The 20,632-nt window shown below is 45.3% G+C and carries 19 protein-coding genes, 1 tRNA gene and 1 other annotated feature; of the genes, 12 read left to right on the forward strand and 8 right to left on the reverse strand.

The features are described from left to right. Positions 1-48: 48 nt before the first annotated feature. The 4 genes from AB4558_RS10690 to uvrY all read right to left on the reverse strand — a co-directional run bounded on the left by AB4558_RS10690 (position 49) and on the right by uvrY (position 3,485). A tRNA-Cys gene (locus AB4558_RS10690) sits at positions 49-122 on the reverse strand. 266 nt (positions 123-388) lie between these two features. Continuing rightward, positions 389-946 (reverse strand): CDP-diacylglycerol--glycerol-3-phosphate 3-phosphatidyltransferase, encoded by a 558-nt coding sequence (gene pgsA, locus AB4558_RS10695; RefSeq protein WP_017061490.1) that lies wholly within the window; start codon positions 944-946, stop codon positions 389-391. Positions 947-992: 46 nt separating this feature from the next. Continuing rightward, the gene (gene uvrC, locus AB4558_RS10700; RefSeq protein WP_029235668.1) at positions 993-2,825 is read right to left on the reverse strand and encodes an excinuclease ABC subunit UvrC; all 1,833 of its coding nucleotides are present in this window, start codon (positions 2,823-2,825) and stop codon (positions 993-995) included. Positions 2,826-2,840: 15 nt separating this feature from the next. Beyond that, complete coding sequence (gene uvrY, locus AB4558_RS10705) at positions 2,841-3,485, reverse strand: UvrY/SirA/GacA family response regulator transcription factor (protein ID WP_004729778.1); 645 nt, start codon at positions 3,483-3,485, stop codon at positions 2,841-2,843. A 426-nt stretch (positions 3,486-3,911) separates the two neighbouring features. Between uvrY and AB4558_RS10710 the strand changes: the two genes are divergently transcribed. Then, a complete protein-coding gene (locus AB4558_RS10710; protein WP_102429054.1) occupies positions 3,912-6,275 on the forward strand; it encodes a DNA polymerase II in 2,364 nt (787 codons plus the stop codon). A 93-nt stretch (positions 6,276-6,368) separates the two neighbouring features. Here AB4558_RS10710 and AB4558_RS10715 read toward each other — a convergent pair whose 3' ends face one another. Beyond that, positions 6,369-7,136 (reverse strand): hypothetical protein, encoded by a 768-nt coding sequence (locus AB4558_RS10715; protein WP_017061494.1) that lies wholly within the window; start codon positions 7,134-7,136, stop codon positions 6,369-6,371. A gap of 137 nt (positions 7,137-7,273) precedes the next feature. Between AB4558_RS10715 and yeiP the strand changes: the two genes are divergently transcribed. The 3 genes from yeiP (at position 7,274) to AB4558_RS10730 (ending at position 8,813) form a co-directional block, all read left to right on the forward strand. After that, positions 7,274-7,843 (forward strand): elongation factor P-like protein YeiP, encoded by a 570-nt coding sequence (gene yeiP, locus AB4558_RS10720; RefSeq protein ID WP_017055115.1) that lies wholly within the window; start codon positions 7,274-7,276, stop codon positions 7,841-7,843. Positions 7,844-7,853: 10 nt separating this feature from the next. Beyond that, entirely contained in the window at positions 7,854-8,183 is a 330-nt protein-coding gene (locus AB4558_RS10725) for an HI1450 family dsDNA-mimic protein (RefSeq protein ID WP_004741258.1), read from the forward strand. 147 nt (positions 8,184-8,330) lie between these two features. Further along, positions 8,331-8,813, forward strand: a complete 483-nt coding sequence (locus AB4558_RS10730) for an RNA methyltransferase (protein WP_372073288.1) — start codon at positions 8,331-8,333, stop codon at positions 8,811-8,813. A gap of 195 nt (positions 8,814-9,008) precedes the next feature. On the opposite strand, the gene rluB is transcribed toward AB4558_RS10730, so the two are convergent. From rluB to rnm, 3 genes are all read right to left on the reverse strand, one after another. Next, positions 9,009-10,043 (reverse strand): 23S rRNA pseudouridine(2605) synthase RluB, encoded by a 1,035-nt coding sequence (gene rluB, locus AB4558_RS10735; RefSeq protein WP_017055112.1) that lies wholly within the window; start codon positions 10,041-10,043, stop codon positions 9,009-9,011. Between the two features lie 159 nt (positions 10,044-10,202). Next, positions 10,203-10,823: an L-threonylcarbamoyladenylate synthase gene (locus AB4558_RS10740; protein ID WP_009848751.1), complete on the reverse strand. Its 621-nt coding sequence runs from the start codon at positions 10,821-10,823 to the stop codon at positions 10,203-10,205. 62 nt (positions 10,824-10,885) lie between these two features. Further along, positions 10,886-11,740 carry an RNase RNM gene (gene rnm, locus AB4558_RS10745; RefSeq protein ID WP_017061496.1) on the reverse strand — a complete coding sequence of 285 codons (855 nt, stop codon included), beginning with the start codon at positions 11,738-11,740 and terminating at the stop codon, positions 10,886-10,888. A 120-nt stretch (positions 11,741-11,860) separates the two neighbouring features. On the opposite strand from rnm, the gene AB4558_RS10750 reads away from it, so the two are divergent. The 8 genes from AB4558_RS10750 to AB4558_RS10785 all read left to right on the forward strand — a co-directional run bounded on the left by AB4558_RS10750 (position 11,861) and on the right by AB4558_RS10785 (position 20,632). Continuing rightward, a complete protein-coding gene (locus tag AB4558_RS10750) occupies positions 11,861-11,986 on the forward strand; it encodes a Trp operon leader peptide (RefSeq protein ID WP_372073290.1) in 126 nt (41 codons plus the stop codon). Then, positions 11,933-12,047 (forward strand) — a sequence feature (Trp leader region). Its footprint overlaps the gene before it by 54 nt. 125 nt (positions 12,048-12,172) lie before the next feature. After that, positions 12,173-13,780, forward strand: a complete 1,608-nt coding sequence (locus AB4558_RS10755) for an anthranilate synthase component 1 (protein ID WP_372073292.1) — start codon at positions 12,173-12,175, stop codon at positions 13,778-13,780. Positions 13,781-13,782: 2 nt separating this feature from the next. Continuing rightward, positions 13,783-14,391: an aminodeoxychorismate/anthranilate synthase component II gene (locus AB4558_RS10760; RefSeq protein WP_017063544.1), complete on the forward strand. Its 609-nt coding sequence runs from the start codon at positions 13,783-13,785 to the stop codon at positions 14,389-14,391. A gap of 9 nt (positions 14,392-14,400) precedes the next feature. Beyond that, entirely contained in the window at positions 14,401-15,396 is a 996-nt protein-coding gene (trpD, locus tag AB4558_RS10765) for an anthranilate phosphoribosyltransferase (RefSeq protein WP_372073294.1), read from the forward strand. 25 nt (positions 15,397-15,421) lie between these two features. After that, a complete protein-coding gene (gene trpCF, locus AB4558_RS10770) occupies positions 15,422-16,873 on the forward strand; it encodes a bifunctional indole-3-glycerol-phosphate synthase TrpC/phosphoribosylanthranilate isomerase TrpF (protein WP_372073295.1) in 1,452 nt (483 codons plus the stop codon). Between the two features lie 131 nt (positions 16,874-17,004). After that, positions 17,005-18,195, forward strand: a complete 1,191-nt coding sequence (trpB, locus tag AB4558_RS10775) for a tryptophan synthase subunit beta (RefSeq protein WP_017067402.1) — start codon at positions 17,005-17,007, stop codon at positions 18,193-18,195. Continuing rightward, a complete protein-coding gene (gene trpA, locus AB4558_RS10780) occupies positions 18,195-19,001 on the forward strand; it encodes a tryptophan synthase subunit alpha (RefSeq protein WP_372073297.1) in 807 nt (268 codons plus the stop codon). The genes trpB and trpA overlap by 1 nt, the downstream gene beginning before the upstream one ends. 311 nt (positions 19,002-19,312) lie before the next feature. After that, positions 19,313-20,632, forward strand: a complete 1,320-nt coding sequence (locus tag AB4558_RS10785; RefSeq protein ID WP_321163247.1) for a dicarboxylate/amino acid:cation symporter — start codon at positions 19,313-19,315, stop codon at positions 20,630-20,632.

Below are 20,632 nucleotides of genomic sequence, written 5' to 3' on the forward strand. Positions count from 1 at the left end.
AGCTAGTATCGCATTTTCATTCAAATTCTTTCTAGAAGAAAGAGAGAATGGAGGCGCCTCCCGGAGTCGAACCGAGGTCCACGGATTTGCAATCCGCTGCATAGCCACTCTGCCAAGGCGCCTTAGTAACTCCAATCGAATCGCTCATTGCCATCCTCTTGGGTACGGGATGCATTCTACGGATTCAGACGATTGAGTCAATATTATTTTTGTATTTTTAATTCGTTTGAATAGATTTCATACGAAACAGGCCAAATAGCTGACTTTATGTTCAAAACACACTGTGAGCGGGTTATTCAAAGGAGATCTATATCACATTAGATATCCACTATTGATAACTTAACCTTAGGTTAAAGATCAAAAAAGCGAGCCTCAGCTCGCTTCTTCATCAATGATGTTTTTCGTCTAACAAATCGTCTTTGGCAGCCATCAAGTATTGTGCCATTGACCAATAAGTAAGAACGGTGGCGACATACAGTGCAATGTAACCTACCCACACCATCCAGTCGTCGTATCTCCAGATAAGTACCCAAAGAGCGAACATCTGAGAAACCGTTTTGACTTTACCAACCCAAGATACCGCAACACTTGCGCGTTTACCGATTTCAGCCATCCATTCACGAAGCGCTGAAATGATGATCTCACGAGCAATCATGGTCACGGCTGGAATAGTTATCCAAATAGAGTGGTAATGCTCTGTAATCAGGATAAGAGCCGTAGCGACCAACACTTTGTCAGCCACAGGGTCAATGAAGGCACCGAAGCGAGACGTTTGCCCTAACTTACGAGCTAGCATGCCATCTAGCCAATCAGTGAAACCGGCTACCCAAAACACCATCGCAGCAGCGAAAGGAGCCCATTGATAAGGTAGATAGAAAACGACAACGAATACTGGGATCAAAAATAGTCTCAGTAAGGACAAAATGTTAGGTATATTCAAACGCATATTATTGGGCTCTTATTAATTGCGCTTTAATGGTGCGGGATTTTTACTATTGTTTCAATGCTTGATAAATGTTTTCTGCCAAAGAATGACTAATGCCCGGCACTTTGGCTATTTCTTCGACAGTTGCACGCTTAAGTTCTTGTAAGCCACCCATATATTTCAGCAAAGCTTGACGACGTTTAGGTCCTACCCCTTCAATTCCTTCCAAAGCGCTGGTTCTGCGCGTTTTACCACGTTTCGCCCTGTGCCCTGCAATCGCATGATTATGGCTCTCATCACGAATGTGCTGGATAAGATGCAGCGCTGGTGCATCGCTAGGTAAATTAAACTCTTCACCTTCAAGGGTTACCAAAGTTTCTAAACCCGGTTTACGCGTCACGCCTTTCGCAATACCCATCATTCTTGGTCTAAACGGCCAATCACCCCAATATTGAGAAATGATCTCATGAGCGCGGTTTAGCTGACCTTTACCACCATCGATAAAGATGATGTCTGGGATCTTGTCGACATCGAGTTGCTTCGAATAACGTCTCTCAAGCGCCTGAGCCATCGCTGCATAATCATCGCCACCTGTAATGCCGGTGATGTTGTAACGACGGTACTCTGGTTTAACCGGGCCTTCTTGATTGAACACCACACACGACGCAATCGTGCTTTCACCCATGGTATGACTGATATCAAAACATTCCATGCGCTTGATAGCATCCATCGACAGCACTTCTTGGAGCTCTTTGAAGCGCTGATTAATCGTCATCTTGTGATTAATCTTGGTGGTAATAGCCGTCAATGCATTGGTATTAGACAATTTAAGGTAACGACCTCGAGTACCTGAAGGGTTGGTATTGAAGTGAATCTTACGACCCGCTACTTCACACAAGGCTTCTTGAATCGGTGTGACATCTTCCATCAAATCGGCATTGAGAATCAAACGGGTTGGGATGGTTCTCGCTTCACTATGCGCAAGATAGTATTGGCTTAAAAAGCTCGAAAAGACCTCTTCTCGCACCGTATTGTTGGGAATTTTAGGGAAATGGCTTCTACTGCCTAAAACCTTGCCTTGGCGAATCATCAAGATATGAATACACGCTACGCCATTCTCTTGAGCAAATCCCAACACGTCCATATCTTCCATTGAATCGTCAGATACGTATTGTTGTTCTTGCACACGTCGAATCGCTTGGATTTGATCACGGAAAGCGGCAGCTTGTTCAAAACGAAGCTCACGGCTTGCCTTGTCCATTTTGTCGATGAGCGTCTCAAGGACTAATTTGTCTTTCCCTTGCAGGAACAGACGAACGTAGTCGATAAGTTCACTGTACTCTTCATCAGAGATGATTGAGCTAACACATGGCGCAGCACAACGACCAATCTGATACATCAAACACGGGCGCGTTCTATTGGCATAAACCGTATCTTCACACTGGCGGGCAGGGAAAATCTTTTGGATTAGGTGTAGCGTCTCACGCACAGCGCCGGAATCAGGGTAAGGACCAAAGTATTCGCCCTTTTTCTTCTTAGCACCACGGTGCATCGACAAACGAGGATGCTTGTGACCGCTAATAAAAATATAAGGGTACGACTTATCATCACGCAAAAGTACGTTGTATTTAGGCAAGTACTGCTTGATGTAGTTGTGCTCAAGAATGAGCGCTTCTGTTTCCGTGTGCGTTACAGTGACATCGATCTTGTCAATATTACTAACTAGAGCGCGTGTTTTTTCACTGTCGACTTTTTTACGGAAATAACTGGAAAGGCGTTTTTTGAGGTTCTTAGCTTTACCGACGTAAATAACGGCAGCCTCGGCGTTATACATTCGATAAACGCCGGGCTGCTCTGTTACTGTCTTGAGGAATGAGACTGAGTCAAACAAGTTGGTCACTATACGATCTCAGTGTTAAAGGGTCTCAGTGTCTAACATTCCATGTCTAATCGCTAAATGCGTCAGCTCTACATCGCCACTGATATCCAGCTTACTGAACAAGCGGTAGCGGTAACTGTTGACTGTTTTAGGACTTAGATTGAGTTGTTCTGAAATATCCGTCACTTTCTGACCTTTGGTAATCATCATCATGATTTGAAGTTCACGTTCAGATAAGTCTGCGAATGGATTTTCAGACGCAGGCGAGAATTGGCTCAAAGCCATCTGCTGCGCAATTTCTGGTGAAATGTATCGTTGGCCACTATTAACCACTCGAATTGCATTTACCATTTCATCCGGACCAGCCCCTTTAGTAAGGTAACCAGCAGCTCCAGCTTGCATCACTTTAGTTGGAAACGGATTTTCCGTATGAACAGTTAAAACGATGATTTTAACATCAGGGTTGAAACGCAAGATCTTCTTGGTTGCTTCTAAGCCACCAATACCAGGCATATTCATATCCATCAAAATAACGTCAGTATTGTTAGTACGACACCATTTTGCAGCATCTTCACCGCTTTCAGCTTCCCCTGCTACGTTCATTCCACGGACGTCTTCAATAATACGTCGTATCCCTGTGCGAACCAGCTCGTGATCATCTACAAGGAAAACATTTATCAAACTTGTATCTCCACACTATTAATTGGCTCTGCAACCACTGTGTCATTTCATCTGTTTGAAACAATTGAACAAAGGAACAGTGGATCGCAGCATTGAGTACATCTTAACTTAATTACTAAAAAAAAGCTCTGTTGAATATGTGCTGAAACACGAACTTTAGCAAGTACTTATTAACAAATAAGCTAACTAAAACAACAAGCTTTTTCTAAAAATCAACCAGTTAAAACAACACCCAATAAAATTACATAAGATAAAGATATTTTCAATACCATTGAATAACCATTCGCGACAATTTCACTTATTTGCTTATAGAGTCCCGTTATTTGCCTCTACTAACTAGAATTTAGTTAGTATTTTTACTGCCTTTTGTGCGCAGAGGGTCGCTAGATGGTAGTATTCGATTCCCCATTTCAATAGGTTACTACATTGGATATTCAGCAAGGCTTTGTACTCACAAGACAAGCAAGAGATTTTTCAGGGCGCACACAAATCGACTTGTGGTTAAGCACCCCTCAAGGCCCTACTCTGCTGACGATTCAAAATGAAAAACCGGTATTTTTTGTCGCTCAATCTGACGTTGAGGCATGTCAGGCAATCGCAGCGAAAGAGTCGATCGATTGCCAATTTAAGCCTCTAGAATTAGCCACATTCGAGCAAACACCTCTCGCCGCGTGTTACACCTCACTGTCGAGAAGCAGCTTTGGTTTAGCGCAAGCCTTTCACAACGAAGAAATCCAAACCTTTGAAAGCGATATTCGACTCGCCGATCGATTCTTGATGGAACGTTTTATCAAGGGAAGTATTGAGTTCACCGGATCTGCTGTGCAAAAAAATCAGCATCGTCGAGTCTCAAACGCAAAATGCCGAGCAGGTGATTACTTACCCAGTCTATCTGTGGTCTCGCTTGATATTGAGTGTTCGGAAAAAGGCGTGCTTTATTCAATTGGCCTAGACAGCCCGATGGACAGCCAAGTAATCATGGTCGGCGAAGCACAACAAGCTGAAACCAATATCCAATGGGTTGCCAACGAGAAAGCGCTACTTGAAGCCATGATAGCTTGGTTCTCTGAATTTGATCCTGACATCATCATTGGCTGGAATGTTATCGACTTCGATTTTAGGCTGCTGCACAAACGTTCAGAATGGAACGAAGTGAAGCTCAACATCGGCAGAGACAACCAACCGAGCTTTTTCCGCAGTTCTGCTCAAAATCAGCAAGGTTTTATCACGATTCCGGGGCGCGTTGTCTTGGATGGTATTGATATGCTCAAGACAGCGACCTACCACTTCCGTTCTTGGTCTCTTGAGTCGGTATCGCAAGAGCTGCTTGGGGAAGGCAAAGACATCCATAACGTTCATGACCGTATGGATGAGATAAACCGAATGTTTGAGTTCGATAAACCCTCACTCGCTAAGTACAACCTTCAAGACTGCGTACTGGTAAACAGCATCTTCGAGCACACTCACCTACTCGACTTCGCGATTGAGCGCTCTCGATTAACCGGTGTTGAGCTGGATCGCGTTGGTGGCTCTGTTGCGGCCTTTACTAACTTATATCTGCCTCAAATCCACAGAGCGGGTTATGTCGCACCGAACTTAGAGCCAGAGAATTGGATTGCGAGCCCCGGCGGTTATGTGATGGATTCAATTCCCAATCTGTACGACTCGGTTTTGGTACTCGATTTTAAGAGCCTGTATCCATCGATCATTCGCTCGTTTCTGATTGACCCTATGGGACTAATTGAAGGGTTGAAGCTTGAACTAGGCCCAGCAGAAAACCAAGCCGTTGATGGCTTTCGAGGTGGGCAATTCCACCGCTCTAAACACTTCTTGCCCGAGATGATCGAAAACCTTTGGGCTGCACGTGATGTGGCGAAGAAGAACAACGAGAAAGCGTTCTCTCAGGCGATTAAGATCATCATGAACTCATTCTATGGTGTGTTAGGTTCGTCTGGTTGTCGTTTCTTCGATACCCGGTTAGCGTCTTCAATTACCATGCGTGGACATGAGATCATGAAGCAAACCAAGGTTCTGATCGAAGACAAAGGCTATCAAGTGATTTACGGCGATACCGATTCAACCTTCGTGTCTCTGAACGGCAGTTATGATCAGCAAAAAGCAGACGAGATCGGGAACACACTGGTCGCTTACATCAACGATTGGTGGACGAATCACTTAAAAGAGACCCACAACCTAACCTCAATACTCGAATTGGAATACGAGACTCACTATCGCAAGTTTCTAATGCCGACCATTAGAGGTTCAGAAACCGGCTCGAAGAAACGTTATGCCGGATTAATCACTCAAGGCGATAAAGAAAAGATCATATTTAAAGGGCTTGAGAGTGCACGCACCGATTGGACACCTCTCGCACAGCAATTCCAACAAACCTTGTATGAGATGGTGTTTCACGATCAAGATCCAACCGACTACGTCAGACAGTTTGTTGATGAAACCTCTGCTGGCAAACATGATGATTTATTGGTGTATCAAAAGCGCTTACGCCGCAAATTACATGAATACCAAAAGAACATTCCGCCGCAGGTTCGCGCAGCTCGTATGGCCGATGAGATCAATGCTCAGTTAGGGCGCCCTCTTCAATACCAAAATAAAGGACGCATTGAGTATTTGATTACTCTGAGTGGCCCTGAGCCCAAGGAGTATTTAAAGAGTGGTATCGATTATCAGCACTATATCGACAAGCAGATTAAACCGGTCGCAGAGGCAATACTGCCCTTCATCGGTTTAGACTTTGAAAGAGTTAGTGGGCAGCAGTTGGGTTTGTTCTAGCACTATATTCAATATGCTCTTAAAACGAAAAAAGCAGAGATATGTTCTTCAGCACACTCTGCTTTTTAGTATCAATGGATCGGTTATAAATCTCTATCCGATTCTGAACTCGGTTTTCTGATACTGCTTAATCAACCACTCACCAAAGCCATCAAGAATACCGATCACCGAACGTTTAGGGATTGGTCGACCAGAAAGTAAAATGCCCAACCTTTGGATTTCGACTTCTCGATCTGGGTGATACTTCAAGAACTGTTGGCCACATTCAACAGGATCATCGTACCAATATTTATCGCGGTACATCACCAGTGAGTAACTCGCCCGTAGAAGCTTCTTGGCAATAATCACCTGCGCAGCGACTTGTTGTTCTGGCGTTGTCGCTCGTGCGATCTTGTTGCGATACACCGCCAACCAGTTTTCCGCATCCATATTCCAGTGCTTAGCGATTTCCCAACTTGTTTCAAAATCACCATAGCAGTCTGATAAGTCTTCACCATGCACACACACGGCTAAATGCTTGAGCATAAAACCCCAAGTGAAGATATTGTCGAAATCGACTATCTCACTCACTAAGGTAGTTTTTATCGCCACTTGAGTTACCTGCGGGAAGCTCTTTTGGAAACGCCATTTGATGGTGTTCAACAAAGTGGTTCGTTGGTCAGGAAACGGTCGATGGGTCACCACAACCACATCTAGATTGGAGCGACCGAAGACGGCTTGCTTACGAGCCACACTGCCATAAATATAAATACTGTGCAGATTAGATCCTAACCCACCTTTTAGAAAGGTAATCAGATCGTTAACCACAGGTTGAAATTCAGGTTGAAAAGGCTGTGTTGGGTCAATAACGGGTAGCTGCATAGGTCGTTTCGGTAAATAAAATAATGATTTAACTATAACTCTATGATCGCCTAGGTGACTTTATGATTCAAGCTATTCCTATTTATAGCATCTCCGAGATATAATCAGCGGATAGACCCACTAAGGACAAACACAAAATGCCTAGAGCAAGTGAAATTAAAAAAGGTTTTGCTATCACAGTAGAAAGCAAAACAGTGATCGTTAAAGATATCGAAGTAACAACACCAGGCGGCCGTGGCGGCCAAAAGATTTACCGCTTCCGTGGTAACGATGTAGCAACTGGCGTTAAAACTGAAGTTCGCCACAAGGCTGACGAAATTGTTGAAACTATTGACGTAACTAAGCGTGCAGTAATGTTCTCTTACGTTGATGGCAACGAGTACATCTTCATGGACAACGAAGATTACACACAATTCATCTTCAACGGTGAGACTATCGAAGACGAACTACTGTTCATCAACGAAGAAACTCAAGGCATGTACGCGATCCTTATCGACGGCAACGCTGCAACGCTTGAGCTACCAACATCTGTTGAACTAGTTATCGAAGAGACTGATCCTTCAATAAAAGGTGCATCAGCGTCTGCTCGTACTAAGCCTGCTCGTCTTTCTACAGGTCTTACTATTCAAGTACCTGAATACATCGCGACTGGCGACAAAGTAGTAGTAAACACTGCTGAACGTAAATACATGAACCGCGCAAGCTAAGATACTTATTATGACCGAAGCTAACGACCTAATGTCTTATGACGACGCAATTGACACTGCATACGACATCTTCCTAGAGATGGCACCTGACAACCTAGAGCCTGCAGACGTGATTCTTTTCACTGCTCAGTTTGAAGATCGTGGCGCAGCAGAGCTTGTTGAAACTGGCGATGATTGGGTTGAACATGTTGGCTTTGAAGTCGACAAAGAGATCTACGCTGAAGTGCGCATTGGTCTTGTGAATGAAGCTGATGACGTTCTAGACGACGTATTTGCTCGCATGCTAATCAGCCGTGACCCAGAACATAAGTTCTGTCACATGCTGTGGAAACGTGACTAATACCGCTGTTGACGCTCATCAGCATGAGTAAACAAGTATTCATGTAAGCGAGTTAAAAGTTAGCCGAGCCGATTGCTCGGCTATTTTTATCACGCCATTTCTCATCATGATTACTCACTTTCATCATCAACGTTAGATTCACTGATTATGACCAAAGCAAAAACAGACACACAATCAAAAGGCTATGCCTGCATTGGCCTAGTTAACCCAAAGACGCCTGAAAACGTAGGCTCTGTAATGCGAGCTGCTGGCTGCTACGGCGCCAACTCTGTGTTTTACACTGGCACACGCTACGACCATGCGCGAAAATTCCATACCGACACCAAAGAAAAGCACTTAGCCCTGCCTTTGATTGGTGTTGAAGAGCTGAAAGATATTATTCCAGTAGGCTGCGTGCCGGTTGCTGTTGATCTGATTGAAGGTGCTAAGCCTCTACCTGATTACAAGCACCCACCACGTGCGTTTTACATTTTTGGCCCAGAAGATGGCACGCTAAAGAAAGAGATCACAGATTTCTGTCGTGAGACGATTTTCGTTCCGACCAACGGCTGCATGAACCTAGCAGCATCAGTGAATGTTGTGCTTTACGACCGACTGGCGAAAGGCGATAACTTTTCGAATCATAAGTAAAAGAAACGAGATACGAGATACGAGATACGAGCAGATTATAGATGCGCCTACACGAGATAAGAGATGCGAAAAGCTCGGTTACTCGCATCCCGCATCTGCTATTTCTCCAGACGTAAAAAAACCTGCTCAATGAGCAGGTTTTTTAGTATTCAGTGCTTTCAGCTAATGAAGCTTTACGCGTAAGAAATTACGTAATTACTGACGTGTTCTTGGCTTAGCTGGTTTAGCCGGACGACCGTTGTTCAGTTTAGGCTTACTTTTGTTAGCCTGAGGTTTGCCTTTGTTTGCAGCTGGAGCGCTACGACCTGAATCAGGTGTTGTAGTACCGCGAGTTGCAGGCTTCTTACGCTTAGTTTGGTTGCTACGGCCTTTTGGTGCGTTTGCACGCTCTTCGTGACGTTTAACAGCACGACGAATTTTTTGGCTACGAGAACGCTCACGCTTACGAGAAGTGTTTGAAGGATCAAGATCCAACAGTGTCTCTTTCTCAGGCTTAAGCTCAACAAGCTCACGCAGGTAGTTAACTTCTTGAAGATCTAGCTCTTTCCAACCGCCACGAGGCAGTTTCTTATCAAGGTAGATATCACCGTAACGTACACGTTTCAGGCGGCTTACTGTCGTTTCTTGAGATTCCCAAAGACGACGAACTTCACGGTTACGACCTTCGTTAATCGCTACGTAGAAAGTATGGTTCATACCTTCACCACCAGCGTAAACAACATCTTCAAAACGAGCCATGCCGTCTTCTAGTTGTACACCACGAGTAACGTTTTTAACTTTTTGCTCAGTCACTTCACCGAATACACGTACTAGGTACTCACGCTCAACCTGACGGCTTGGGTGCATTAGACGGTTTGCAAGCTCACCATCAGTAGTGAAAAGCAAAAGGCCTGATGTGTTTGCATCAAGACGACCAACTGAAATCCAACGAGAACCACGGATCTTAGGTAGACGATCGAAAACAGTACGGCGGCCTTCAGGGTCGTGACGAGTACAAAGCTCACCTTCAGGTTTGTAGTAAGCAAGTACACGACAAACCACTTCTTCAGAAGCCTTGCCTGAAACAGTATGGCCATCGATACGGATCACTGAGTTCTCGTCTTCAAGACGCTCGCCCAGTTTCGCAACTTGACCGTTAACACTTACACGACCAGATTTGATTAAACCTTCTAGTTCACGACGAGAACCGTGACCAGCTCGCGCTAAAACCTTCTGTAATTTTTCGCTCATTTACTCTTTTCTACCTAATTGTCGTCTTCACAGACGTCGAATGAATTTTTCGCGACCAAATCGCGGTCGCGTATTATCGCAAATAACCTGCCAAAAAGCACTTGTTATTTACTGTGGCAGGTTTGCTGTATCGTTACAGACTGTTAATCAGTAAAGCGATTATTCAAACGGCGCAGGATCGCCAGCACCACGACGTAGAACCACGGCATCATCGTCACTGAAGTCAATAACCGTCGTCGGTTGCTCACCTAAGTAACCGCCATTCAAAATGACATCAACCGCATGTTCTAGGCTGTCACGAATTTCTTCTGGATCCGACTCCGTAGTCTCGTTACCCGGCAGAATCAGAGACGTCGACATTAATGGTTCACCCATCGCTTCCAAAAGGTCGAGTGCAATCTTGTTGTCTGGGACACGAATACCAATCGTTTTACGCTTGGCGTTCATCAAACGCTTTGGCACTTCTTTGGTTGCTTTAAAGATAAACGTGTAAGCACCTGGTGTATGTGCTTTCAGTAGACGGAAAGCCACGTTATCGACGCGTGCATACAGTGATAATTCAGAAAGATCACGACATAACAAGGTGAAATTGTGCTTGTCATCGATGCGACGAATTTTACAGATACGTTCAAGTGCTTGTTTGTTTTCAAGCTGACAGCCCAGCGCATAACCGGAATCTGTTGGATAAACCACAACGCCGCCATTGCGAATAATCGCAACCGCTTGAGTAATTAAGCGTGCTTGTGGGTTATCTGGGTGTACATAAAAAAACTGGCTCATTATTGATCCTCGTTATCGAATCTCTCGACTCTATCATCAGAAGGAGCTGGCTCACCTAAAGACTATTCAGATGGTGAAACCGTTTGAAACTCCCAATCTTTCCATACTTCTTCGACCCCAGAAGGTAGCCAGAGATTGCGTCCAAGTTCCATCCACGGAGATGGGTAATGGAAATCACTGCCTTGGGAGGCTAATAGTTTGTATTGTATAGCATAATCCGCGAGTGTGCGTCTTTCTTGTTGCGCTTGCTGAGGTTGAGCTACTTCCATCGCATCCCCTTTCGCTTCAACAAATGCCGCTAGCAGGCGCTTAACCCACTTGGCTGTAAGGCCATATCGCCCAGGGTGAGCGAGCACGGCTTGTCCACCAGCAGCATGAATAGCCGTGACAGCATCACTCATTGAACACCACGTTGGCGGCACATAACCTGGGTTATTGCGAGTAAGAAACTTTTTAAACACCTGCTGCATGGTTTTCGCATAGCCATTGTCGACTAGCCACTTAGCAAAGTGAGCGCGAGTGATTGGTGCATCACCCGCAATCAATTTAACTTCTTCTAACACCCCTTCACGAGTCGCTTTCTCAAGACGGTGAGCGATCATCTCAGCACGCCCAATACGGTGTTGCTTCTGTTGTTCAATGAGCGCTTTGAGTTCTGGTGACTCAGGATCAACGTTTAACCCAACAATATGGATATCTTTGTTTTGCCAAACAGTCGAAATCTCAATGCCGTTTATCAACTGAATAGGAAGGTTGTTATCCGCAATGTAGCTGCGTGCTTCAGCAAGCCCATCAGTCGTGTCATGATCTGTAATCGCTAGCGCTTCGATGTTAAAGCCAAGCGCTCGGTCAATTAGCTCAGGTGGAGTAAGTCGGCCATCTGAGGCTGTTGTATGACTATGTAGATCAATTCTCATATATTCTTTTTCATTGTTTTCAATTTTTATCGTTATATTTGTGTCAACACACTTGACCCGCAAGCAGAAAACTAGTTAACTAGTACACAAATACGAAGTATCACATTTGATAGGTTCACCATGTTACAAGAATTTAACCAAAACCATAAAGATAAAGTTTTAGAACTTTCTTCATTAGAAGCAAGTTCAGAGCTTAATTGGTGGCGCACTTGGACAAGTTCTTGGTGGGCTAACGTGTACTTCTAATTAAACAGTTTGTTTATAAAAAAGTTATCACTAAGCCCGCTTTAATAGCGGGCTTTTTAATTTGTCGAACATCTCACATTCAACTGACTAACAAATCATCGAATTGACCATATTCTAGATTGGGTGAAAGGTATCTTTATGCGACTATGTACGGCAGGAAATTTAAAGAATCATAAAGGAGGTCTTGTGAACAAGGCCATTGAAATCAAAAAGCTGGGAACCATTGAGGTCATCAATTCTTCAGTTCCTTACTCGCAAGATCCAACCAGCGTTTTTCATACTTTGTGTGAAAACAAAACTGATAGTCTTTTGTTGGAATCTGCCGAGATTGAATCTAAACAGAACCTGACAAGCCTACTCCTTATCGACTCTGCTGTTCGCATCGTATGTCGCGGACATGAAGTAACCTTTCAAGCATTGACTGAAAACGGTCAAGCGCTTATCGAACATCTCACTCAAAACGTGAAAGCAGAAATTAAATCTGACCTTACTGATAACGTTTTGACGCTGACTTTTATCGAACCAAGCAACGAATTAGACGAAGACTCACGTTTAAGAGAAGCCTCTTCATTCGATGCACTGCGTTTGGTTCAGCACAGCTTTGAGCAAGACGCGGATAACAAACACGCATTATTCATGGCGGGCTTATTCGCTTACGACATCGTGGCAAACTTTGAGCCACTAGGTGATGCTGAAGCAACCAACAATTGTCCTGACTTTGTCTTCTATGTAGCTGAAACACTATTGCGTTTCGATCACCAAGAGAACGAAGGCCTACTTCACGCGAGCTTATTTGCTCAAGATGACAACATCAAAGCGCAATTAACTGACCGTCTAGCCGACATTCAAACTCAGTGTCAGTCCCTGAAAGCCATCACTGAAGTAACGCCGTTAGACAACGTTGAAGCTGTACCTAGCGTTTCAGATGGAGACTTCTGCCAAACGGTTCGTGATTTAAAAGAGTACGTAGTTAAAGGCGATGTATTCCAAGTGGTACCTTCACGCCGCTTCACTCTACCTTGCCCTGCCCCACTGGCGGCTTATAAAGAACTCAAACAAAGCAACCCAAGCCCTTACATGTTCTACATGCAAGACGAGCTGTTTACTCTGTTCGGTGCATCTCCAGAAAGCGCGCTGAAATACGAGACAGAAACCAACCAAATCGAGATCTACCCAATTGCGGGCACTCGTCGTCGCGGTAAGCGTCCTGATGGTCAAATCGATTTCGACCTAGATAGCCGTATCGAGCTTGAACTGCGCACCGACAAGAAAGAAAACGCAGAACACATGATGCTAGTCGACCTAGCGCGTAACGATGTAGCACGTATCGCGGAAGCTGGCACTCGCCACGTAGCAGACTTGTTGAAAGTAGACCGCTACAGCCATGTAATGCACTTGGTTTCTCGTGTTGTTGGTCAGCTACGCGAAGACTTAGATGCTCTACACGCTTACCAAGCTTGTATGAACATGGGCACGCTAACGGGCGCACCAAAAATCCGCGCAATGCAGCTTATTCGTGATGTAGAAAAAACGCGTCGTGGTAGCTACGGTGGTGCAGTCGGTTACCTAACAGGTGAAGGTACTCTGGATACTTGTATCGTAATTCGCTCTGCTTACGTTGAAGATGGCGTGGCACAAGTACAAGCTGGCGCTGGTGTAGTATTCGACTCAGACCCACAAGCAGAAGCTGATGAGACTCGCGGCAAAGCTCAAGCGGTCATCTCTGCGATTCAAGCAGCGCATACTAAGAGCTCTGCTACAAACCAACACTCATCAAGTAAGAAGGAGTCGTAATCATGGCTGATATTGTATTCATCGATAACTTCGACTCATTCACTTACAACCTTGTAGACCAGTTTCGTTCATTAGGTCACAGCGTAAAGATTTACCGTAACAACATTCCGGCAAAGGTTGTTGAAGCTGCGATCAACGAACTAGACAACCCCGTTGCACTGCTTTCGCCAGGCCCTGGCGCTCCAGCAGATGCGGGCTGTATGCCAGAGCTAATTCAGCTTCTAAAAGGTAAAGTACCAATGATTGGTATTTGCTTAGGCCACCAAGCGATTGTTGAAGCCTATGGCGGCACCGTTGCAGGCGCTGGCGAAATCATTCATGGTAAGGTGTCGATGATGGAACACCAAAACCATGCGACTTACCAAGGCTTACCTTCGCCATTGGCTATCGCTCGCTATCACTCTTTAGTGGCAACGCATGTATCTGATAGCCTAACGGTGACAGCTGAAGTCGATGATTTGGTGATGTCTGTGGTTCAAGAACAAGACAAGGTGTGTGGATTCCAATTCCACCCTGAATCAATTATGACGACCTACGGTGCAACGCTTCTAGCAAACGCTATCGAATGGGCTCTTGAGAAACCTCTTCGCCTTGAAAAGACTGGAAAATAGGAAACGATCATGGAACAGATTAATAAACTTTACGAACAGCAGTCTCTTACTCAAGAAGAAAGCCAACAATTGTTTGATGTGATCATCAAGGGGGAACTTGACCCAATCTTGATGGCTTCTGCGCTAACTGCACTGAAAATCAAAGGCGAAACGCCCGATGAAATTGCAGGCGCAGCAAAAGCACTACTTGCGAATGCAAACCCGTTCCCGCGCCCTGATTACGATTTCGCAGACATCGTAGGTACAGGTGGCGACGGTCACAACACCATCAATATCTCGACGACTTCTGCATTTGTTGCCGCAGCGTGTGGCTTAAAAGTCGCGAAGCACGGTAACCGCAGCGTATCGAGCAAATCAGGTTCTTCTGACCTATTGGATTCGTTCGGTATCAACCTAGCGATGACAACAGAAGACACGCGTACGGCTGTTGATGAACTTGGCGTAGCGTTCCTATTTGCTCCGCAGTATCACGTTGGTGTACGTCACGCGATGCCTGTTCGTCAAACCATGAAAACGCGCACTATCTTCAATATCCTTGGCCCACTGATTAACCCAGCTCGCCCTAACATCGAGCTAATGGGTGTTTACAGCAAAGAGCTTGTACGCCCTATCGCGGAAACCATGCTGCAAATGGGCATGAAGCGCGCGGCGGTTGTTCACGGTAGCGGCCTTGATGAAGTAGCGATTCACGGCGAAACCATGGTTGCTGAAATCAAAGATGGCACAATTCACGAATACACAGTGACACCAGCAGACTTTGGTTTGAACACTCACCCTCTTGAAGCAATCAAGGGCGGCGAGCCAGAAGAGAACAAAGCCATCACAACCGATATCCTGACGGGTAAAGGCACTGATGCTCAAGTTGGCGCAGTGGCAGTCAACGTTGCTCTACTGATGCGTCTGTTTGGTCACGAAGACCTAAAAGCCAACGCACAGCAAGCAATTGACGCGATGAACTCTGGCAAAGCATACGAGCTTGTACAAAAGCTTGCTGCACACGCCTAACGAACGACGAATCGAGACAAAGAACATGACACAGACTACCGATAAACTGTCGACCCACGTTTCAGTCAAAGAAGCTGAAATGGCGGAAGTATTAGCAAAAATCGTTCGTGATAAATACCAATGGGTTGAAGCACGTAAGCAGACTCAACCATTAGACGAGTTTAAAGCGTCACTAACTGCAACAGACCGCAGCTTTTATGACGCTCTGAGCGGAGAACAAACGGTTTTCATCACTGAATGTAAAAAGGCCTCTCCGTCAAAAGGTTTAATCCGTGACGAGTTTGACCTCGACTACATTGCTTCTGTTTACAACAACCACGCAAACGCGATTTCTGTGCTGACAGACGAGAAGTACTTCCAAGGTGACTTTGAGTTTTTACCTAAAGTTCGCAGCATTGCTAAGCAGCCTATCCTGTGTAAAGACTTCATGGTTGATACCTACCAAGTGTATCTAGCTCGTCATTACTCAGCTGATGCTATCTTGCTAATGCTATCGGTATTAGATGACGAAGAGTACAAAGCGCTGGCGGAAGTCGCTCACTCACTCAACATGGGTGTATTGACCGAAGTCAGCAACGAAGAAGAGCTTCACCGTGCAGTCGCTCTAAACGCTAAGGTGATCGGCATTAACAACCGTAATCTTCGTGACCTTTCGACTGATTTGAACCGTACCAAAGAGTTGGCTCCGCTGATTCGCGAACTGGCTCCAAACGCAGTCGTGATTTCAGAGTCTGGCATCTACACACATCAACAAGTTCGTGACCTTTCAACATTTGCAGACGGCTTCCTAATCGGTAGCTCTCTGATGGCTGAAAAGAACCTAGAGCTTGCGGTGCGTAAAGTAACACTCGGTGAAAACAAGGTGTGTGGTTTAACTCACTCTGATGATGCAGCGAAAGCGTATCAAGCTGGTGCGGTATTCGGTGGTTTGATTTTCGTTGAAGCGTCTAAGCGTCATGTTGATATCGAAGCAGCTCGTTTAACCATGAGCGGCGCACCTTTGAACTACGTGGGTGTATTCCAAAATCATAGCGTTACTGACGTTGCGAAAACGGTTTCTGAGCTAGGTTTATTTGCGGTGCAACTGCACGGTGATGAGTCTCAAGCGTTTGTCGATGAGCTAAAACAGTCACTACCTGAAAGCGTTGAGATTTGGAAAGCTTACGGTGTTGCTTCTGGTGCTGCTTCCGGTGCTAAAAGCTCGCTACCAGAATTACTGGAAAGCAACGTGACTCGTCACCTGCTAGATACTAAAGTGGGTTCTCAAACTGGTGGCACAGGCCAAGTGTTCGATTGGAACCTAATCAACAACCAAAGCGCAATCATGTTGGCGGGTGGCCTAAACCCAGAAAATGCTAACCAAGCCGCTAAGTTGGGTTGCTTAGGATTAGACCTAAACTCTGGCGTTGAATCCGCTCCAGGAAAAAAAGACGCAGACAAACTGCAACGTGCTTTTGCAGCGATTCGCAATTACTAGTCCAAACTCGGCGCTAGAAATTAGAAAGCAGAAACTAAAAACATATTTGTGAGCTTTGCCTTTTGCGAAGCTCAAACAAGATTAAATGACTTGGTGTGAATACACATCAGTAGAATTGAAGGAATAACACAATGGCTAAACTCGATGCCTACTTTGGTGAATACGGTGGTCAATACGTACCGCAGATCCTAGTGCCAGCACTAGACCAACTTGAACAAGCATTTATCGATGCACAAGCCGATCCTGAGTTCCGCAGCGAATTCATGACGCTTCTTCAAGAGTATGCTGGTCGTCCAACGGCGCTAACGCTAGCACGCAACCTAACAAAAGGTACAAAAACCAAACTGTATCTAAAGCGTGAAGATCTACTTCACGGCGGTGCTCACAAGACAAACCAAGTTCTTGGTCAGGCATTGCTAGCAAAACGTATGGGTAAGCAGGAAATCATCGCTGAAACTGGGGCAGGCCAACACGGTGTGGCAACGGCTCTAGCGTGTGCTCTACTAGGTCTTAAGTGTCGTGTATACATGGGTGCAAAAGACGTTGAACGTCAAAGCCCGAACGTGTTCCGTATGAAGCTAATGGGCGCAGAGGTTATCCCTGTTCATTCTGGCTCTTCAACGCTAAAAGATGCATGTAACGAAGCGCTACGTGACTGGTCGGCAACTTATGAAGACGCGCACTACCTATTGGGTACTGCAGCGGGCCCTCACCCATTCCCAACGATTGTTCGTGATTTCCAACGCATGATTGGTGAAGAAACGAAGAACCAAATTCTAGCTCGTGAAGGTCGCCTTCCTGATGCAGTTATCGCGTGTGTCGGCGGTGGTTCAAACGCTATCGGTATGTTCGCGGATTTCATTGAAGAAGAGTCTGTACGCCTAATCGGTGTAGAGCCTGCTGGTAAAGGTATTGATACCGACCAACACGGCGCGCCGCTTAAACACGGTAAAACTGGTATCTTCTTCGGTATGAAAGCACCACTGATGCAAGATGAGAATGGTCAAGTAGAAGAGTCTTACTCTGTATCTGCGGGTCTAGACTTCCCATCAGTTGGTCCTCAACACGCGCACCTAAATGCTATTGGCCGAGCTGAATACGACAACGTGACCGACGACGAAGCGCTAGAAGCGTTCCAATTGATTGCACGTAAAGAAGGTATTATCGCAGCGCTAGAGTCATCTCATGCTTTGGCTCATGCTGTTAAAATGGCTCACGATGACCCAGAGAAAGAACAGCTATTAGTGGTTAATCTATCTGGTCGTGGTGATAAAGACATCTTCTCTGTACACGACATTCTTAAAGAGAAAGGAGCATTATAATGGATCGCTATCAATCACTCTTCACTCGCTTAGCTGAAAAGAATCAGGGCGCATTTGTACCATTCGTAACGGTTGGCGATCCTAACCCTCAGCAGTCTCTTAAGATCATGGAAACACTCGTTGAAGCGGGTGCTGATGCACTTGAGCTTGGTATCCCATTCTCAGATCCGCTTGCAGATGGCCCGACAATCCAAGGTGCAAACATTCGTGCGTTAGATTCTAAAGTCACGCCAGATGTGTGTTTTGATCTTATTGGTCAAATTCGTGCTAAATACCCAGAGCTACCAATCGGCCTACTGATGTACGCAAACTTGGTGTACGCACGTGGTATCGAGAACTTCTACGAGCGTTGTGCTAATGCAGGTATCGATTCAGTATTGATTGCTGATGTACCAACCAACGAGAGTGGCGAGTTTGTTGCTGCAGCTAAGAAGTTTGGCGTTCACCCAATCTTTATTGCTCCACCAACAGCAAGTGATGAGACGCTTCAATCGGTTTCTGAGCTAGGTGGTGGTTACACTTACCTACTTTCTCGTGCTGGCGTAACGGGTGCAGAAACCAAAGCAAACATGCCTGTGACAGCCCTACTTGACCGTTTGAACAAGTTTGATGCGCCACCAGCACTGCTTGGTTTCGGTATCTCTGCTCCTGAGCAAGTAAAAGAAGCCATCGAAGCTGGCGCTGCTGGTGCTATCTCTGGCTCTGCGGTTGTGAAAATCATTGAAAACAACGTTGAACAACCAGAAGCAATGCTTAAAGCACTTGCTGAGTTTGTTACGCCAATGAAAGCGGCAACGCAAAAATAATAAATAGGCTCCCACTAGTGCGATAATTAGCGCTGTGGGAGTTTTTCTCCGAGAACACGTCCAAACCCTCTCAATTGTTAAATTTCTGATAAAAACAACACCTCATACAAACCTGCAGTACACCTATAATACCCCACCAAAACATCACCACCATTTATGAAAATAATGACAAATCAAAAAAGCAAACGTTTGCTTTAGTGTGAAAAATCATCAAATGACATTTGATTACTGCTTTTTGGTGTTCTTTCATCTCTGCTCATATTGATAAATGTAAAAGATACGTGTAAAACTTCTCGCGAAATATTAATCCAATGGTACATCGTACATTGGTGAGTAGTTCTGGGATTTTTATATTTAGTAGCACAGAGGTTATGGAAGTGTTAAAAGAAAAGAGTTTACTAAGCAACATCGGCGTTCAAGTCGTTATTGCAATGATCATCGGTACCCTAGTCGGTGCGATGATGGGTGACAGCGCAACTATGTTCGCTCCACTGGGTGCTATCTTCATCAATTTGATCAAGATGCTGGTTATCCCTCTAGTCGCGGTTGCCCTAATTTCAGGTGCTGCTGGTCTAGGCAACAGCTCATCAGCAGGTAAAGTGGGCGTGACCACTCTAGGTTACTTTGCACTAACGTCTGCACTTGCTGTAGCACTAGCGCTAGTAATGGGTGAAATATTCGAACCAGGTCGTGGTATCGATGTTTCTGGCGTTGAAGGCATGTTCTCTTCTGAATACGCTGCGAAAGGTGAACTTCCAACGTTCTGGGCAACCATCACAGGCATGATCCCGACCAACGTTTTCCAATCACTGAATGAAGCAAACATTCTGCAAATTCTAGTTTTCTGCTTATTCTTCGGTATTGCGATTTCTAAACAAGCGAAAGAGAAACGTGACCCTATCATCAATGGCGTAAACGCGATTGTTGACGCTATGGTTTGGATGATCAACAAGGTTATGATCATTGCACCACTTGGCGTATTCGGCCTAATGGCAGAAGCTGTGGGTACATTCGGCTTTGGCGCACTTATGGTTGTGTTCAAACTGTTCGTTGTCTACATCGCTGCGATTCTGATCTTCGGCTTTGTTGCTTACCCGCTAATGATTCAAATCTTCACTAAGACTTCTGCTAAGAAGTTCCTAGTGGCAATGAAGAAGCCTCAAGCGGTTGCACTATCAACAGCATCTTCAATGGCGACACTGCCAGTAACAATGGAAACGGTAGAGAAGGAACTTGGCGTTCGTAACTCTACGGCTTCATTCGTTCTGCCTCTTGGTGCGACGATCAACATGTCTGGTAACGCAATTTACTACGGCCTAGTTGCTATCTTCTTCGCACAGCTGTTCAACATCGACCTATCTATGGGTGCTTACGTTGCTATCATCGTAACGTCTACGCTAGGCGCCGTTGGCCAAGCAGGTGTTCCTGGTCCTTCTTTCCTAGTGGTTGCAGTTCTTCTAGCGGCTGGTATCCCTATCGAAGGTCTACCTCTGTTGTTCGCTCTAGACCGTATCTTCGACATGATCCGTACTGCTCTGAACATCACTGGTGATGCAGCATGTGCAGTTATCGTTGACTCTCTAATCGAAGACGAAGCGAAAGAAGCTGAGCTACAAAAACAGCAAGCATAA

This window comes from Vibrio sp. 10N.222.51.C5 (assembly GCF_041474575.1).
Classification (GTDB): domain Bacteria; phylum Pseudomonadota; class Gammaproteobacteria; order Enterobacterales; family Vibrionaceae; genus Vibrio; species Vibrio crassostreae_C.

What these genes read in the sequence shown, in the direction of transcription:
- trpD (WP_372073294.1), top strand. Translation starts at nt 14,401, where the DNA reads ATGGAACAGATTAATAAACTTTACGAACAGCAGTCTCTTACTCAAGAA.
- AB4558_RS10725 (WP_004741258.1), top strand. Translation starts at nt 7,854, where the DNA reads ATGACCGAAGCTAACGACCTAATGTCTTATGACGACGCAATTGACACT.
- AB4558_RS10715 (WP_017061494.1), bottom strand. Translation starts at nt 7,136, where the DNA reads ATGCAGCTACCCGTTATTGACCCAACACAGCCTTTTCAACCTGAATTT.
- trpA (WP_372073297.1), top strand. Translation starts at nt 18,195, where the DNA reads ATGGATCGCTATCAATCACTCTTCACTCGCTTAGCTGAAAAGAATCAG.
- trpCF (WP_372073295.1), top strand. Translation starts at nt 15,422, where the DNA reads ATGACACAGACTACCGATAAACTGTCGACCCACGTTTCAGTCAAAGAA.
- pgsA (WP_017061490.1), bottom strand. Translation starts at nt 946, where the DNA reads ATGCGTTTGAATATACCTAACATTTTGTCCTTACTGAGACTATTTTTG.
- trpB (WP_017067402.1), top strand. Translation starts at nt 17,005, where the DNA reads ATGGCTAAACTCGATGCCTACTTTGGTGAATACGGTGGTCAATACGTA.
- AB4558_RS10730 (WP_372073288.1), top strand. Translation starts at nt 8,331, where the DNA reads ATGACCAAAGCAAAAACAGACACACAATCAAAAGGCTATGCCTGCATT.
- rnm (WP_017061496.1), bottom strand. Translation starts at nt 11,740, where the DNA reads ATGAGAATTGATCTACATAGTCATACAACAGCCTCAGATGGCCGACTT.
- AB4558_RS10740 (WP_009848751.1), bottom strand. Translation starts at nt 10,823, where the DNA reads ATGAGCCAGTTTTTTTATGTACACCCAGATAACCCACAAGCACGCTTA.
- yeiP (WP_017055115.1), top strand. Translation starts at nt 7,274, where the DNA reads ATGCCTAGAGCAAGTGAAATTAAAAAAGGTTTTGCTATCACAGTAGAA.
- AB4558_RS10750 (WP_372073290.1), top strand. Translation starts at nt 11,861, where the DNA reads ATGTTACAAGAATTTAACCAAAACCATAAAGATAAAGTTTTAGAACTT.
- rluB (WP_017055112.1), bottom strand. Translation starts at nt 10,043, where the DNA reads ATGAGCGAAAAATTACAGAAGGTTTTAGCGCGAGCTGGTCACGGTTCT.
- AB4558_RS10785 (WP_321163247.1), top strand. Translation starts at nt 19,313, where the DNA reads ATGGTACATCGTACATTGGTGAGTAGTTCTGGGATTTTTATATTTAGT.
- AB4558_RS10760 (WP_017063544.1), top strand. Translation starts at nt 13,783, where the DNA reads ATGGCTGATATTGTATTCATCGATAACTTCGACTCATTCACTTACAAC.